Here is a 14,565-nt window from a genome sequence, read left to right as displayed (position 1 = left end):
AAATCTGGTTTCGGACCAAAGTAGCATCCGTTCGGAAGACGAGGCAGGCGGTTTACAGCGCGCCACGATTGCATCGCTGCGCGATGTTTCCTCCGGTAGTTGTACGGCTCGCAAAATAAACCAATCGGAAAGGGTTCGGCCATACAGTGCGTCGCCCGCTCCCTGTCCGATTCAGCCTTTCTTAGTTTTTCGACGGTACGCCTGTACGTACCTGCGCGCCAGGACGAGCCCGCGACGCGCTGGGACGCGTGCCGCACTGCTCTCCTTCCTGCTGCATTCGCGTCGGTCACGGACGTCCTTACCGCCGGACCGGCAAGGGAGCCGGTCAATCCCCGACCCCATGCACTCTCATCGCCTCAGGCGAGGGTCCAGTTGTGTCTGTCGAAAAGTTCCTCAAGCAGCGCGCAGTCAAGATCACCGTGGACGGCAGCTACACGTTGCCGAACTGGTACGACGCGCAGGGCCGATTGCGCAGCTTCGCCTGCCGCACCACGCGCGTGTCGCCGTTCCGCATGATCGTGGACGTCCCCGTGGTCGGCAAGGTCGGCGACCGCCTGACGTCCTATTTCGAGGAGTTCGGCAAGTTCGAAGGCCGCATCACCGAGACCATGAGCGGCAGCTTCCTGTACGAGCTCGAGATGACGCATGCGATGCGCGAGAAGTTCGCGGACAAGCTGACCTGGATCGAGAAGAAGCAGAAGGATCCGAGCATCCGCGACGCGCGCAACAGCCCGCGCTTCATTCCCGCCGCGCCGCACGCCATGCTGACGCTGGCGGACGGCAGCATGCAGAGCTGCTTCATCATCGACATGTCGCTGTCGGGTGCCGCAGTGTCCTCCGCCGCGCAGCCGCCGCTCGGCACGCCGCTGGCGATCGGCGCCTGCGTCGGGCGCGTGGTCCGGCATCTTCCGAGCGGCTTCGCGATCAAGTTCGTCGAGACCTACAAGCAGAATGACCTGCTGCGCCTGATTGCGCGCAAGACCAAGGAGCTTCAGACCGTGTCCGCCGCGGCGGACACGGTCGCCTGAGACGATGCCAGCGCACGAACGACGATCAACTCCACGTGTCAGGTTCGAGAAGCCGATGCCTGCGCAAATGATGGCGATCGACGGAACCTGGCGCCGTGAATGCGCGATCGAGGACGTCTCCGAGGAGGGCGCCAAGCTGATCGTCGGCTCCTCGATCGAAGGCCTGCAACTGAAAGAGTTCTTCCTGCTGCTCTCGACAAAAGGGCTTGCCTACCGGCGCTGCAAGCTGGCCTGGGTCAATGGCGATCAGATCGGCGTCACCTTCCTGCGCCGCGGCAAGAAGCCGGCGCAACCCGCGGCAAAGAACGAGCAGGGCGGCTAGACCGGCGCGGGATCAGATCAGAAGCGGACGTACACATGATGCTTTGCCACGATGATTTGTTGCCGTGCACCGTCTGCCCGAGCGAGAATTAGCTTGTCTTGCTTCGAGTCCTTTTGCACTCTCAGGCAAGGAGGCCGATGCATGAAGAAAATGACCGTCGCGTGCGCTCTCGGAGCGGCCCTCGTGCTGTGCAACCTCGGGACGTCCGGTGCTGAAGCCCGGGCGCGGAAAGTACAAGTCGTTCATGAACCAAGACGGGTTATCATCCCGACGCCCGTGATCAGGCCAACTCCGTGGGATTATAATGTTGTTCCACGATATCGTTTTCGCCCTGAAGACGACCGGGTCGATCCATACGGTCCGCCGCTGGAGTCGTCGTGGGTCCGTTATGAGGCGTGGCGCTGGCCATACTGGTGGTGAACGGCGATCACGCCAAGCCACAACGTGACATCGCGCGCCACATGTCGCCGCCGACCTCTTCGATCGAGCGGCCTAGCCGTGAAGTTGCGCGTTGAGGCCGTCCCAATTCTGGTTACGTCTGGTCGCCTCCAGCGCGCCGCTCTGGGAATTGCGACGAAACAGCAGGCCGTTCTGGCCCGAGAGTTCCTTGGCTTTCAGGACTCGGCCATCTTGCAAAAGGATGCGCGCGCCTGCCGTGACGTAACAGCCCGCTTCGACGATGCAATCGTCACCCAATGAAATGCCGATACCGGCGTTGGCTCCGATCAGGCAGCGCTCGCCAACCGTGATCCGCTCCTTGCCGCCTCCGGACAGCGTACCCATGATCGAGGCTCCGCCGCCGATGTCGCTGCCGCTTCCGACGACCACGCCGGCGCTGATCCGGCCTTCGACCATGCAGGGACCGAGCGTACCCGCATTGAAATTGCAAAAGCCCTCATGCATGACGGTCGTGCCCGCCGCCAAATGGGCTCCGAGCCTGACGCGATCCGCATCTGCAATGCGCACGTCGGCGGGCGTCACATAGTCCGTCATGCGCGGAAACTTGTCCACGCCGGTCACCTCGAACGCGAGGCCACGCTTGCGCGCTGCGATGCGCGCTTGCGGTACACGAGAGCTTTCACAGGGACCGAGCGTCGTCCAGGCCACGTTCGGCAGCAGACCGAAAATTCCGTCAAGGTTCAGGCAATTCGGTTGGACCAGCCGGTGGCTCAGGAGATGGAGCCGGAGATAGGCGTCGTGCACATCAGCCGGCGCGGATGCGAGGGAGTCGATTTCCGTGCGAATGGCAACGATCTCGACATTGCGGATGTCGTCGTGGCGCGCATATCCGTCTGCTGACTCACCCAGCGATCCGATGATCTCCTCGCTCGTCAGCCGGACCGTCGCGGCCTTGCCGGCCTCCGCAACCAGGCGCGGCTGAAGAAACCAGGAGTCCAGCACGCGACCATCGGCGGCAATCGTCGCAAATCCCTCGCCGCTCGCGCCCTTCAGTTCCATCGCCATTTTGAATGTCTCACGTTACGATCCTGCGCGTCATGCATACGCGAGTTCTCGTCGACATGGCAACTTCCGGACTTTCAAACGCGTTTGCTTTGGGGCATTTCCGTCGGGGTCTAGCCCTTCGCCTCGAGCTCTTCCGGATCCAGCGCCGACCGTACGCGCGCGAGCGCGTCCTCCGGCAAGCTCGCGCCGGCGGCCGCGAGTGCGATTTCGCGGCCGAGATTGGTGCACTCGGCCCACAGCAGGAAGAACACCAGCGGCGGCCGCTCGCGGGCCTCGAGCAGTTGGCGGCAACGCTCCGCCGCGCCGTCGATCGCCCACCATTGCCGGGCCACGACCATGACCCGCCGAAAGCTGCGCAGCGTGCCGGAGAATTTTTGCGGATCGGCGCCCGCGACCGCGCCGCAATGGTTCAGCCAGTTCAGCCCGGCGTAGATCGCGATGCCGTAATCCTCGATCGCGGTGCCGGTGAAATCGACCACCGTATTTTCGTGCGGCTGTTGCCGCAGGAAGGCGTCGATCATCTCGGCCTGGCGGGCCGGATCGACCAGCAGCGCAGCTTCCTGCCGCGGCACCATCGGGATGTAGCGCATCGCCTCGAGCCGGGTGTGTTCCCAGATCGCGCGGAGGTCGCCCAACAGGTCGGTCGGCTTGCGCTTGCAGGCCGGATAGACCAGCACGCCGTTGTCGGCGAGATCGAGATAGCGCGGCACCACCTTGCCGAGCGCGGTGAGCAACGCCGACGGATCGGTGAGGCCGCGCAGGTCGACGGCGGCGTCCTCCGCGGGATCAGGCTTGTTGACGCGTGTCCAGCCAAAAGTGGCCATATCGAGCGCCCCGATCGCTACCCTCCCGTCAGGTTAAATGGAAATTTCGTCGAAGCAAATGCGGCATTTGCCGCAACGCGGCAGGCCGGCATGCAGGCGGCGGCCTGCGTCGGGTTGACGGTCGAGGCCGCCGCGCCTAGCTCATGGCTAGCCGGCGCGTGACGCGGGTTGCTCGCCACCGCCTGCTGCTGGAGCTTATCGCCAAAGAACATCGCCAAAGACCATCGCCATGACCGCCCCGGATCGTCAATCGCACTGGCAGACCGTCTATCAGACAAAGAACGAACAGCAGGTCAGCTGGTCGCAGGCCGATCCGCAGCCGTCGCTGCGCCTGATCGAAAGCGCCGTTGCCGATCGTCACGCATCGATCGTCGATATCGGCGGTGGCGCGTCGCGCCTCGTCGATGCGCTGCTCGAACGGGGATTTGATGCGCTGACGGTGCTCGATCTGTCGGAGGCGGCGCTGCGCAGGGCGAGGGAGCGCGTCGGCGCCGCTGCAAGCACCGTGCAGTGGATCGCCGCCGATGCCACCGTCTGGCAGCCGCCGCAGCCGTTCGACGTCTGGCACGATCGCGCGGCGTTTCATTTCCTGGTCGAGCCGCGCGACCGCGAGGCCTATATCGAGCGGCTGCATCGCGGCGTGCGGGCCGGCGGCCATGCCATCATCGCCACGTTCGCGCTCGACGGTCCGGAGAAATGCAGCGGGCTGCCGGTGCAGCGCTATGATGCCGCGACGCTGAGCCGGACCATCGGTCCGGCGTTCGAGCTGATCGCCGAGGTGCCACATCAACACGTCACGCCGTGGGGCGCGACGCAGTCGTTCCAGTTCAGTGTCCTGCGGCGGTCGAAGGAGAGGTAAGTCGAGATGATGGACGCGCCACGCGCGATCGGCGAGATCGCGAGCTATCACGCCCATGTCTATTACGATCCCGCGACCAGCCGCGGCGAGGCGGAGCGGCTGCGCGAATGGATCGGCGAACGCTTTCTGGTCACGCTCGGACGCTGGCACGACATCAAGGTCGGCCCGCATGATCAGGCGATGTATCAGGTGGCGTTTGCCACCGAACTGTTTCCGACCTTCGTGCCATGGCTGATGCTCAATCGCGGCAGCCTCAGCATCCTGGTGCATCCCAACACCACCAATCCGCGCCGCGATCATGCCGAGGATCCGCTCTGGATCGGCACGCCGCTCGCCGTCCACGCCGACAAGCTGCCCGAGGAGGCCGAGATGGAGCAGGCGCCGGCGCCGAACACCACGCCAACGCTGCAGCCGTGAGCGGCGGCGCGGCCCGGTTCCGCTCCCGGACGCGTAAAGTTTGACGCAATTTCACTGCAACCAAGTCGTTTCAAACTCATCGCGTTTTGCAACGTGAGGTTAAGTCACGATTCCTAGGCTTGCCCGGCAGGTTTGTGGTGGGCGCATTTGGGCATGTTCTTTTCGTTCCGAAGCTGGTCCCTGTGGCGGGTGGTCGGGCCACTGGTCGCGATCGTGTTGCTGCAGGCCAGCGTGTCGGCGGGCAGCCTCCAGGTGATGTCCGCGGTGCGCGCCTATGTGGCGGGCGAGAGCATGTGGTCGAAGGGGCAGAAGGACGCCGTCTACTACCTGCAGTCCTATGTCAGCACCGGCACGCCGGACTATCTGAAGAAATTCGACGCCGCGATCGCGGTGCCGCTCGCCGATCGCACCGCGCGGCTCGCGCTGAAATCGCCCGGCAACAACGATGCGGTGGCGCGCGCCGGCTTCGCCAAGGCGGGCAATCATGACGACGACATCGGCGGCCTGATCTGGCTGTTCAAATATTTCCGCGGCATGCACCACGTCGCTGCCGCGGTGAAGGCGTGGCAGGAGTCGGATGCCCTGCTCGACCAGCTGATCGCGATCCGCAACGAGGCCGCGGACGACGTTGCGCTGCACGACCCGTCGGCTGCGACCATCCGGCACTGGGCGGAACGGATCGGTACCGTCGACGCGGCGCTCGGCATCCTCGCGATCGGCTTCTCTGATCATCTCGGCCATGCCTCGCGCCAGGTCTCCTCGCTGCTGCTGCTGGTCAACGCGTTGATCGGAACCTGCCTCGCCGGCATCGTCCTGTTCCATACGCGGCGGATGCTGTTGCGGCGCTGGCTCGCCGAGACCGCGCTTGCGGTCGAGAAGGAGCGCGCCCAGCTCACGCTGGCCTCGATCGGCGACGCCGTCATCGTGACGACGCCGGAGGATCGCGTCGGCTACATGAACCCGGCCGCCGAGCGGATGATCGCGGCAGGGCAGGATGTCACCGACCGGCTGCTGTCGTCGCTGTTCAGCATCACCGAGCAGTCGGTGCAGGGATCGTTCCGCACCGCCGAGGCCGAGGGCGAGGAGCGGCTGCAGCAGCGGCTCCTGGTGCGGCCGGATCAGTCCAGCGTGCCGGTCTCGGTGGTCGAAACCCCGATCGTGCATGACGGGCACTGGGCGGGCCGCGTCATGATCATCCATGACATGACCGCCGAGCGGCGGCTGGTCGAGGAACTGGCCTGGGCCGCCTCCCACGACGCGCTGACCGGGCTCGCCAACCGGCGGCAGTTCGAGTTCGAGCTTCATGCCTTGATGTCGGGACCCGCGGCCGCGCGCGCCGATTTGATGCTGATCGATCTCGATCAGTTCAAGATCGTCAACGACACCTGCGGCCACATGGCCGGCGACCGGCTGTTGAAGCACGTGGCCAGGCTGCTGGCCGCGGAAGTCGGCGGCAGCGGGCTGGTGGCGCGGCTCGGCGGCGACGAGTTCGGCATCCTGCTGCGCGCCGACGGCACCGCCGCCTACGATGTCGCCTCCGACGTTGCCGAGCGGATCAGGGCGGTGGTCGAGCAATCGAGCTTCGTGCACGACGGCTCGAGCTTCCGGATCAGCGCCAGCATCGGCCTGGTCAGGCTCGGCGATTGCGCCGGCGTGCAGGACGCGCTGCAGCTTGCCGACGTCGCCTGCTTCCTCGCCAAGGACAAGGGCCGCAACCGCGTCCAGCAGCATTTCCCGGCGGATACCGATCTGACGGTCCGGGTCGCCGAGATGAGCTGGGTCAATCGCATCCGCAAAGGCCTGGATGAAGGGCGCTTCTGCCTCTACGAGCAGGAGATCCGTCCCATCACCGCTGCGCTGAAAGGCCAGGAGCGGCGCGAACTGCTGCTGCGGCTGCGCGATGAAAGCGGCGGCCTGGTGCCGCCCGGCAGCTTCCTGCCCGCCGCCGAGCGCTACGGGCTGATGCCGCTGATCGACCGCTGGGTGGTCCGCCGCGCCTTCGAGCTGATCGCGGAGCGCCGGCGCAGTTCGCACAAGGTGGTCGGCTACGCCATCAACCTGTCCGGCGCCACCATCGGCGATGGCGATTTCGTCGACTTCGTCGCCGAGCTGTTCGCGCAGCACGACGTGCCGCCGAAGAAGGTGTGCTTCGAGATCACCGAGACCAGCGCGATCTCCAATCTCGACGAGGCGCAGAAGTTCATCGCGCGGCTGCGCGAGATCGGCTGCAGCTTCTCGCTGGACGATTTCGGCACCGGCATGTCGTCGATCGCCTATCTGAAGCACCTGCCGGTCGACGTCATCAAGATCGACGGCTCGTTCGTGAGGGAGATTTTGAACAGCAAGGTCGATCGCGCGATGGTCGAGATGATCACCAAGACCGCGAAGATCATGCAGAAGCAGGTGGTGGCGGAATTCGTCGAAAGCGCCGCCATCCTGGAGGAACTCCGCCAGATCGGGGTCGATTACGCCCAGGGCTATGCCATCGGAAAGCCGGTCCCGGTCTTCACCCTCCGGGGAAGAGAAGATCGCCTGACGGTAAAATCGTCCCGATTCGGGACTATTTTGGGCGCTTTCGGCCGCCGCCGGCCCTGATTCGCGCGCCAGTGCGATCGGAAAAATGCTTAAAAAGCTTATCGTTGCCCGATCGGTCTCGATTATGCCTTACTCTAATTCCCTGATATGATGAGTGATCGGTGAATCCCGGAGGGGGCCGTAACTGGCCCGAGACGCACCGAACTTGGGGATGAATGGGTCAACGTACGACGAAAGCTGCCGCGCGTAAGTCAAGCCGCGGCATTTCTTTGGTGGGCAGCACGGCATTCGCCGTCGGCGCGCTCGCTTTGTCGTCGAGTTTTGCCGCCTGGATGGTCGGCATCAATCCCGTCGCCTGGCTGCATGGAGCCGCCCTCGCCAACACCAGCGCTGCGCTGAACTTCGACGATCGCTTCGGCTCGCGCTCGACGCTGAGCACGGCGTCGATCTACTATCCGTTGCGCCGCGGCATTCGGTCGGACCGTGGTGACTTCAACACCGAGTTCGATCGGATCGAGGACGCGCTGGCCGGTCAATTGCGCAATACGCAGGCCGATCTGACCAACCAGCCTGTGATCACGCCTCCGCAGGCCGTCGCCACCACCACGGTGCCGATGCCGCGCTCCCGGCCGGCCGAAGCAAATCTGGCGCGGAACGATGTTTCGGCACCGCCGTCTGCGCCAATCCAGCAGGCCGACAACCGCACCTTCCTGCAGAAAATCGCCGACATGATGCCGGCCAAGCTGCAGCTGGCTTCGATCGATCCCAATGACGTGCTGTCCGGTCCGAGCCCGGATCTGAACGCGCTCGGCTACGACGGCAGCACCGCCGTCTACGACATCACCGCCCGCGTGGTGTACATGCCCGACGGCACCAAATACGAGGCGCATTCCGGCCTCGGCAACCTGCTCGACGATCCCGCGCACGTAAAGGCGCGCAATGCCGGCGCGACGCCGCCCGGCATCTATGAAATGAAGCCGCGCGAAAAGCTGTTCCACGGCGTGCCGGCGCTGCGCATGAACCCGGTCGACGGCAGCGACACCTTTGGCCGCGTCGGCCTCTTGGTGCACAGCTACATGCTCGGGCCGAACGGCGACTCCAACGGCTGCATCTCGGTCAAGCACTACGACAAGTTCCTGCAGGCCTACCGCAACGGCACCGTCAAGCGCATCGCCGTCGTGGTCAGCATCAAGGACATCCAGTCGGCCTCGACCCGCTCGGCCTCGAACTCGTAAGCAGCCCGCGCCGTCTCGGCTCTGCCGGCGACCCTCCCATACCGGTCACTCACCATCGTTCTGGCTCGACAGCGGCTAGGGAATTCCCCTTGCGTCGCTCGGCGGCCATTTGGATGATCTGGTATACATTAGGCCCCATAAATTGCCGACTTTCCGCGGATATTGCCTATTCGTCCAGATTATTGTATGCATCTCGTATCCAATGCGGAGGATCGCATGCCAAAACCCTTCCCCATGAACGCCTGGTACGCAGCGGGCTGGGACGCCGAGATCAAGCACGCGCTGCTGCCGCGCACGATCTGCGGCAAGCATGTCGTGATGTACCGGAACGGCGACGGCGAGGTGGTGGCGCTGGAAGATGCCTGCTGGCACCGCCTGGTGCCGCTGTCGAAGGGCCGGCTCGACGGCGACACCGTGGTCTGCGGCTATCACGGGCTGAAATACAATGCGCAGGGCCGCTGCACCTTCATGCCCTCGCAGGAGACGATCAATCCGTCGGCCTGCGTGCGCGCCTATCCGGTGGTCGAGCGCCACCGCTTCATCTGGCTCTGGATGGGCGATCCGGCGCTGGCCGATCCCGCGCTGGTGCCCGACATGCACTGGAACGACGATCCCGCCTGGGCCGGCGACGGCAAGACCATTCATGTGAAGTGCGACTACCGCCTCGTCGTCGACAATCTGATGGACCTGACGCACGAGACTTTTGTGCACGGCTCCAGCATCGGCAACGACGCGGTCGCCGAGGCGCCGTTCGACGTCACCCATGGCGACAAGACCGTGACGGTGACGCGCTGGATGAAGGGCATCGCGCCGCCGCCGTTCTGGGCCAAGCAGCTGCAGAAGCCGGGCCCGGTCGACCGCTGGCAGATCATCCGCTTCGAGGCGCCGTGCACCGTGAACATCGACGTCGGCGTCGCGCCGGCCGGCACCGGCGCGCCCGAAGGCGACCGCGCGCAGGGCGTCAACGGCTATGTGCTCAACACCATCACGCCGGAGACCGACAAGACCTGCCACTACTTCTGGGCCTTCGTCCGCAATCACCGCCTCACCGAGCAGCGGCTGACCACGGAGATCCGCGAGGGCGTCGCCGGCATCTTCCACGAGGACGAGATCATCCTGGAGGCGCAGCAGCGCGCGATGGACGAGAATCCGGATCGGGTGTTCTACAACCTCAATATCGACGCCGGCGCGATGTGGGCGCGGCGCGTGATCGACCGCATGGTGGCGCAAGAAAATCCACCGCAGAATCCGCCGCAACATCTGCAGGCCGCGGAGTAGGCCATGGCCGAGCGCGAGGCCGATCGTTCCGTGTCGCAGACCGTGCGGGCGCAGCTCGCGCTGCGCGATCTCATTCTCTCGGGGGGCTTGCGTCCCGGCGAGCGCATCTCGGAATTGCAGGCGGTCGAAACGACCGGCGTATCGCGCACGCCGGTGCGGATGGCGCTGGTGCGGCTGGAAGAGGAAGGGCTGCTGGAGGCGATCCCGTCCGGGGGTTTCATGGTGAAGGCGTTTTCCGAGCGCGACATTCTCGATTCGATCGAGCTGCGCGGCACGCTGGAAGGGCTCGCCGCGCGCTTTGCCGCCGAGCGCGGCGTCTCGTCGCGCGATCTCGAGCCGCTGAAGGAATGCCTCAACGAGATCGACGGCCTGGTGCGCCAGGACCCGATCTCGGTCGAGGCGTTCTCGTCCTACGTCGCGCTGAACGCGCGCTTCCATGCGCTGCTGACCGAACTGTCGCGCAGTGCGCCGGTGATCCGGCAGATCGACCGTGCCTCGGCGCTGCCGTTCGCCTCGCCGAGCGGCTTCGTGATGGCGCAATCGGCCCTGCCGGAGGCGCGGCAGATCCTGCTGATCGCGCAGGACCATCATCGCATCGTGGTCGACGCCATCGAGAACCGCGAAGGCGCGCGGGCTGAGGCGATCATGCGCGAGCATGCGCGGCTTGCCGCGCGCAATCTGCGGCTGGCGCTGCGCAACCGCACCCATCTCAACCTGTTGCCGGCGCTGGCGCTGATCAAATCGGCGGCGGCTGATTGAACGGAGAGGCTTGTGCGCTTCATCGACACCTGGACGGCCGCAACCGTCGTCGCCATCCGGGATCTCACGCCCGGCATTCGCGAATTCCTGCTGCGTCCCGACGGCTTCAACGTGTCGCCCTATCCGGTCGGCAGCCACATCCAGGTCGCCGTCACGATCGATGGCCGGCCCGAGACGCGGTCCTATTCGCTGGTCGGCGAGGCCGATACGCAAGGCTACCGGATCGCGGTGCGCCGCGCGCCTGATAGCCGCGGCGGCTCGCGCTACATGTGGTCGCTCGTGCCGGGCGCGCGCATCACCATCACGCTGCCGGCGTCGCTGGTCCAGCTCGACTGGACGCGGCGGCATTTTTGCCTGATCGCGGGCGGCATCGGCATCACGCCGATCCTCGGTGCCGTCCAGGCGCTGGCGCGCCGCAACGCCGACGTCACGCTGCATTACGCGGTGCGTTCGCGTGGTGATGCCGCTTATCTTGATCAGCTCGAAGCGCTGCTCGGTTCGCGCCTGGTCGTTCATGCCGGCGACGAGGGCCGCCGGCTCGATCTCGGTGCGGCCTTCGCGGCGCTGCCGCAGGGCGCGATGACGCTGCTCTGCGGTCCGATGCGGATGCTGGACGCGGCGCGGCACGCCTGGGAAGCCGGCGGCCGGCCGCTGACCGACCTGCGCTACGAAACCTTCGGATCGAGCGGATTGCTGCCGACCGAAGCCTTCCGCGTCCGGCTGCAGCAGGAGGGCGTCGATCTCGTGATCCCGCCTGACCGCTCGATGCTTGACGTGCTCAACGCCGCCGGTCACGAGGTGATGAGCGACTGCCGCCGCGGCGAATGCGGCGTCTGCGCGCTTGATGTGGTCGAGGTCGACGGCGAGATCGACCATCGCGACGTCTTCTTCAGCGATCACCAGAAGCGCGAAGGCCGCAAGATCTGCGCCTGCGTCTCGCGCGCCCGTGGCACCGTCACGGTCGACACGCTGCACCGCGCAGATGCGATGTGAACGCTGGAACGATGAGAGTGGGTTGAGCTGGGCGGCATCGGAAGTTCACCTCTCCCTTGGGAGAGGTCGGCGCGCAGCGCCGGGTGAGGGGTTACGGTCTCTCGTTGGAGCCGCGACCCCTCACCCGATTTGCTGCGCAAATCGACCTCTCCCCGTCGGGGAGAGGTGGACGAGCCCGCGGTCAAACAGATTTAACCTAACTTCATCCCGCGCTACGCGGCGTGCACGGACTGCCGCGGCTTGGTGTCGAGCATGCTGGCGATCTCGCTCGCCGACATCGGGCGGCCGATCAGATAGCCCTGCACCTCGTCGCAGCTGGTCTGCCTGAGATATTCGAGCTGGTCGACCGTCTCGACGCCCTCGGCGACGACGCCGATCTTGAGCTCCTGCGCGAGGCCGATCACCGATTTGACGATCGCGGCGCAGTCCGGCTGGGTCAGCATATCGCGGATGAACGACTGATCGATCTTGATGCGGCTGAACGGCAGCTTGCGCAAGTACGTCAGCGACGAGAAACCGGTGCCGAAATCGTCGAGCGCGACCGTCAGCCCCAGCTCGAGCAGCGAGTTCAGGATCGCGGGCGCCGCGCCGTATTTCGAGATCAGCATCGATTCGGTGATCTCGATTTCGAGCCGGTCGGGCGCGACCTTCGCTTCTGCGAGCGCCTCGACGATGGTCTGCAGGATGCCGACATTCTGGAACTGGACCGCGGAGAAGTTCACCGCGATCCTGATGCCGTCAGGCCAGCGCGCCAGCATCGCGCAGGCGCGGCGCACCACCCATTCGCCGAGCTGGTGGATCAGTCCACTCTCCTCGGCGATCGGAATGAAGACGCTCGGCGGGATCAGGCCGCGCACCGGGTGCTGCCAGCGCAGCAGCGCCTCGAAGCCGGTGATGCGGCCCTGGCGGATGTCCAGGAACGGCTGATAGACCAGGAACAGCTCGTCGGCCTCGATCGCGTGTTCGAGGTCGTGTTGCAAGGCGCGGCGCTCGCGCGCCGACGTGTCGTCGCTGGCCTCGAAGAAGCAGATCGTTCCGGGCCCGGACTTCTTGGCGCGATAGAGCGCCGTGTCGACATGCTTGAGCAGGTCATGCGGCGTGTTGCCGTCGCGCGGCGCCAGCACAATGCCGACGCTGGTCGCGCCAGTGACCTCGTATCCCTCGACCACGAACGGGTCGGCAAAAGCCGCAACGAAACGCTCGGCGATGGCGAGCGCATCCTCGGGCCGGGCCAGATTGGACATGATCAGCGCAAACTCGTCGCCGCCGATGCGCGCGACGTGCTCGCTCGCGCGCGTGCAGCGCTGCAGCCTCGCTGCGACCTGCACCAGAAATTCGTCGCCGGCCGGACGGCCGAACCTCTCGTTCACCTCCTTGAAACGGTCAAGATCGAGCATCAGCACGGCGAATTCTTCGCCGGAGCGGTCCAGCCGCTTCAGCGCGCCATCGAGCGCTTCGTTGAAGGCGACGCGGTTCGGCAGATGGGTCAGCGAATCCTGCCGCACCGTCCGTTCCGCTTCGTGCTGGGCGATGATCCGCCGCCGGAACTCGAACGCGTTGACGAAGACGCCGCGCAGCAGCACGGTGCCGTAGACCACGACCAAAGCGGCGACCAGGAGATAGACGTAGTCGCCCTCGCGGCCGAGGCAGATCGCGGTGCCGACGAAGATCGGCGCGGTGAATGCGATCGCCGCGATCGGGATGGTGGCGAAGGCGAGGGCGCCGCCGGCCAGCATTCCGGCGCACAGGCAGGTGATCACCAATTGCGCGCCGCTGGAAGCGTCGGCGAAGAACGCCACCGGAACGATGCCCCAGGCGGTGCCGAGCGCCAGTGCGTTGCGCACCAGCCGGTACATGGCCCGGCGCGAGACGAATTGCGGCTTGGCGATCCGTCGCGCGGCGCGCGCCTGCAGGCCGAAGAACAGCGCAGCGCAGCTTACGGCGGTTGCCCACACCAGCGCAAAGATCCAGTCGGGCGATTGCCACAGCGCGACCGCGAGCACCAGCGCGTTGCAGGCATTGGCGAGCATGATGCCGAAGGAATAGCCGAGCACCAGCGAGACCTGCTCGGCACGGATGTGGCCGGCCAACGCTTCATCCGTCGGTGGTGCACCGAAGGCCGCCAGATCGCCGGCGAACAGTTTCGCGAAATATGAACTCAGGTAGGTACGCATCACTACGCTGCTCGCGCGATGGGGCCCCGGCGCCGCGTCGGCAAAATTCGCTGCAAACCTTTGACAAACTATGAACTATTGGGATCAACCGTGCCGCGGCGGGTGGGCGTTCCGGTTCCCGTTCGCGGGCATTGCTAACAAATCGATACAAATGCACGCCTGACCCCGGCGCCGGATCCGTGACGTGACGTGACCGGCAAAAGCTGCCGCCGGCCGCGCTGCTTGATCCCACGTCGGTTTTTCGCGATGAGTCATGTCCCGCGACGGCAAACCAGAAGGTGCGCATGAGCCTCCCGACCACGAACCACGATCCCGGGTTTCGCATCACGCGCGCCAGCCATGTCGTGCTTCACGTCCGCGACCTCGCGGCGAGCCGGCAGTTCTACGAAAAGGTGATCGGGCTGATCCTGACCGCGGAGGACGGAGACGCGCTGTATTTCCGTGGGATCGAGGAAGCGTGCCATCACAGCCTGGTGTTGCGCAGGGGCGACGCGCCGGCGTGCGCGCGGCTCGGCCTGCGGGTTTTCCAGGAGCATGACCTCGAGCGGCTGAAGGCGTTTTTCGAGGCCCATGGCTGCACCGCGATGTGGGTCGATGTGCCGCACCAGGGACGCACGCTGCAGGCGACCGATCCCGCCGGCACGCCGCTGGAGTTTTGTGCGACCATGCCGGTCGTG

General features: G+C 65.5%; 12 protein-coding genes and 1 pseudogene. 10 read left to right on the top strand and 3 right to left on the bottom strand.

Annotation, left to right across the window (positions count from 1 at the left end; genetic code table 11):
- Positions 1–374 precede the first annotated feature (374 nt).
- Together CI41S_RS40435 and CI41S_RS40430 are read left to right on the top strand one after the other, a co-directional pair.
- Positions 375–1,028, top strand: coding sequence for a PilZ domain-containing protein (locus CI41S_RS40435; protein WP_139486213.1), 654 nt, complete (start codon positions 375–377; stop codon positions 1,026–1,028).
- 55 nt (positions 1,029–1,083) lie between these two features.
- On the top strand, positions 1,084–1,350 hold the full coding sequence (locus CI41S_RS40430; RefSeq protein ID WP_244622483.1) for a PilZ domain-containing protein: 267 nt from the start codon (positions 1,084–1,086) through the stop codon (positions 1,348–1,350).
- Between the two features lie 492 nt (positions 1,351–1,842).
- Here the strand turns inward: CI41S_RS40430 and dapD are convergent, their stop codons facing one another.
- A complete protein-coding gene (dapD, locus tag CI41S_RS40420) occupies positions 1,843–2,814 on the bottom strand; it encodes a 2,3,4,5-tetrahydropyridine-2,6-dicarboxylate N-succinyltransferase (protein ID WP_139864535.1) in 972 nt (323 codons plus the stop codon).
- Positions 2,815–2,924: 110 nt separating this feature from the next.
- On the bottom strand, positions 2,925–3,638 hold the full coding sequence (locus CI41S_RS40415) for a hypothetical protein (protein WP_139864534.1): 714 nt from the start codon (positions 3,636–3,638) through the stop codon (positions 2,925–2,927).
- A 229-nt stretch (positions 3,639–3,867) separates the two neighbouring features.
- Between CI41S_RS40415 and CI41S_RS40410 the strand changes: the two genes are divergently transcribed.
- The 7 genes from CI41S_RS40410 (at position 3,868) to CI41S_RS40380 (ending at position 11,714) form a co-directional block, all read left to right on the top strand.
- The gene (locus CI41S_RS40410) at positions 3,868–4,497 is read left to right on the top strand and encodes a class I SAM-dependent methyltransferase (protein WP_139864533.1); all 630 of its coding nucleotides are present in this window, start codon (positions 3,868–3,870) and stop codon (positions 4,495–4,497) included.
- 6 nt (positions 4,498–4,503) lie between these two features.
- On the top strand, positions 4,504–4,914 hold the full coding sequence (locus CI41S_RS40405) for a DOPA 4,5-dioxygenase family protein (RefSeq protein WP_139864532.1): 411 nt from the start codon (positions 4,504–4,506) through the stop codon (positions 4,912–4,914).
- 153 nt (positions 4,915–5,067) lie between these two features.
- Positions 5,068–7,509 (top strand): putative bifunctional diguanylate cyclase/phosphodiesterase, encoded by a 2,442-nt coding sequence (locus CI41S_RS40400; RefSeq protein WP_139864531.1) that lies wholly within the window; start codon positions 5,068–5,070, stop codon positions 7,507–7,509.
- Between the two features lie 212 nt (positions 7,510–7,721).
- Entirely contained in the window at positions 7,722–8,684 is a 963-nt protein-coding gene (locus CI41S_RS40395; protein ID WP_244626844.1) for a DUF2778 domain-containing protein, read from the top strand.
- A gap of 216 nt (positions 8,685–8,900) precedes the next feature.
- Positions 8,901–9,962 (top strand): aromatic ring-hydroxylating dioxygenase subunit alpha, encoded by a 1,062-nt coding sequence (locus CI41S_RS40390; RefSeq protein WP_139864530.1) that lies wholly within the window; start codon positions 8,901–8,903, stop codon positions 9,960–9,962.
- 3 nt (positions 9,963–9,965) lie between these two features.
- Positions 9,966–10,721 carry a GntR family transcriptional regulator gene (locus CI41S_RS40385; RefSeq protein ID WP_139864529.1) on the top strand — a complete coding sequence of 252 codons (756 nt, stop codon included), beginning with the start codon at positions 9,966–9,968 and terminating at the stop codon, positions 10,719–10,721.
- 12 nt (positions 10,722–10,733) lie between these two features.
- Positions 10,734–11,714, top strand: a complete 981-nt coding sequence (locus CI41S_RS40380; RefSeq protein ID WP_139864528.1) for a PDR/VanB family oxidoreductase — start codon at positions 10,734–10,736, stop codon at positions 11,712–11,714.
- 212 nt (positions 11,715–11,926) lie between these two features.
- Here the strand turns inward: CI41S_RS40380 and CI41S_RS40375 are convergent, their stop codons facing one another.
- Positions 11,927–13,888, bottom strand: coding sequence for a putative bifunctional diguanylate cyclase/phosphodiesterase (locus CI41S_RS40375; RefSeq protein WP_139864527.1), 1,962 nt, complete (start codon positions 13,886–13,888; stop codon positions 11,927–11,929).
- A gap of 284 nt (positions 13,889–14,172) precedes the next feature.
- On the opposite strand from CI41S_RS40375, the pseudogene CI41S_RS44820 reads away from it, so the two are divergent.
- Positions 14,173–14,484: pseudogene (locus CI41S_RS44820) on the top strand (VOC family protein); the annotation flags it as partial.
- Positions 14,485–14,565 lie beyond the last annotated feature (81 nt).

It is taken from the genome of Bradyrhizobium ivorense (genome assembly GCF_900696085.1).
Lineage (GTDB): Bacteria > Pseudomonadota > Alphaproteobacteria > Rhizobiales > Xanthobacteraceae > Bradyrhizobium > Bradyrhizobium ivorense.
The sequence above is the reverse complement of the archived record's forward strand: the minus strand, read 5'-3'. Positions and strand labels throughout refer to the sequence as shown.

What these genes read in the sequence shown, in the direction of transcription:
- CI41S_RS40430 (WP_244622483.1), top strand. Translation starts at nt 1,084, where the DNA reads ATGCCTGCGCAAATGATGGCGATCGACGGAACCTGGCGCCGTGAATGC.
- dapD (WP_139864535.1), bottom strand. Translation starts at nt 2,814, where the DNA reads ATGGCGATGGAACTGAAGGGCGCGAGCGGCGAGGGATTTGCGACGATT.
- CI41S_RS40415 (WP_139864534.1), bottom strand. Translation starts at nt 3,638, where the DNA reads ATGGCCACTTTTGGCTGGACACGCGTCAACAAGCCTGATCCCGCGGAG.
- CI41S_RS40410 (WP_139864533.1), top strand. Translation starts at nt 3,868, where the DNA reads ATGACCGCCCCGGATCGTCAATCGCACTGGCAGACCGTCTATCAGACA.
- CI41S_RS40405 (WP_139864532.1), top strand. Translation starts at nt 4,504, where the DNA reads ATGATGGACGCGCCACGCGCGATCGGCGAGATCGCGAGCTATCACGCC.
- CI41S_RS40400 (WP_139864531.1), top strand. Translation starts at nt 5,068, where the DNA reads ATGTTCTTTTCGTTCCGAAGCTGGTCCCTGTGGCGGGTGGTCGGGCCA.
- CI41S_RS40390 (WP_139864530.1), top strand. Translation starts at nt 8,901, where the DNA reads ATGCCAAAACCCTTCCCCATGAACGCCTGGTACGCAGCGGGCTGGGAC.
- CI41S_RS40385 (WP_139864529.1), top strand. Translation starts at nt 9,966, where the DNA reads ATGGCCGAGCGCGAGGCCGATCGTTCCGTGTCGCAGACCGTGCGGGCG.
- CI41S_RS40375 (WP_139864527.1), bottom strand. Translation starts at nt 13,888, where the DNA reads ATGCGTACCTACCTGAGTTCATATTTCGCGAAACTGTTCGCCGGCGAT.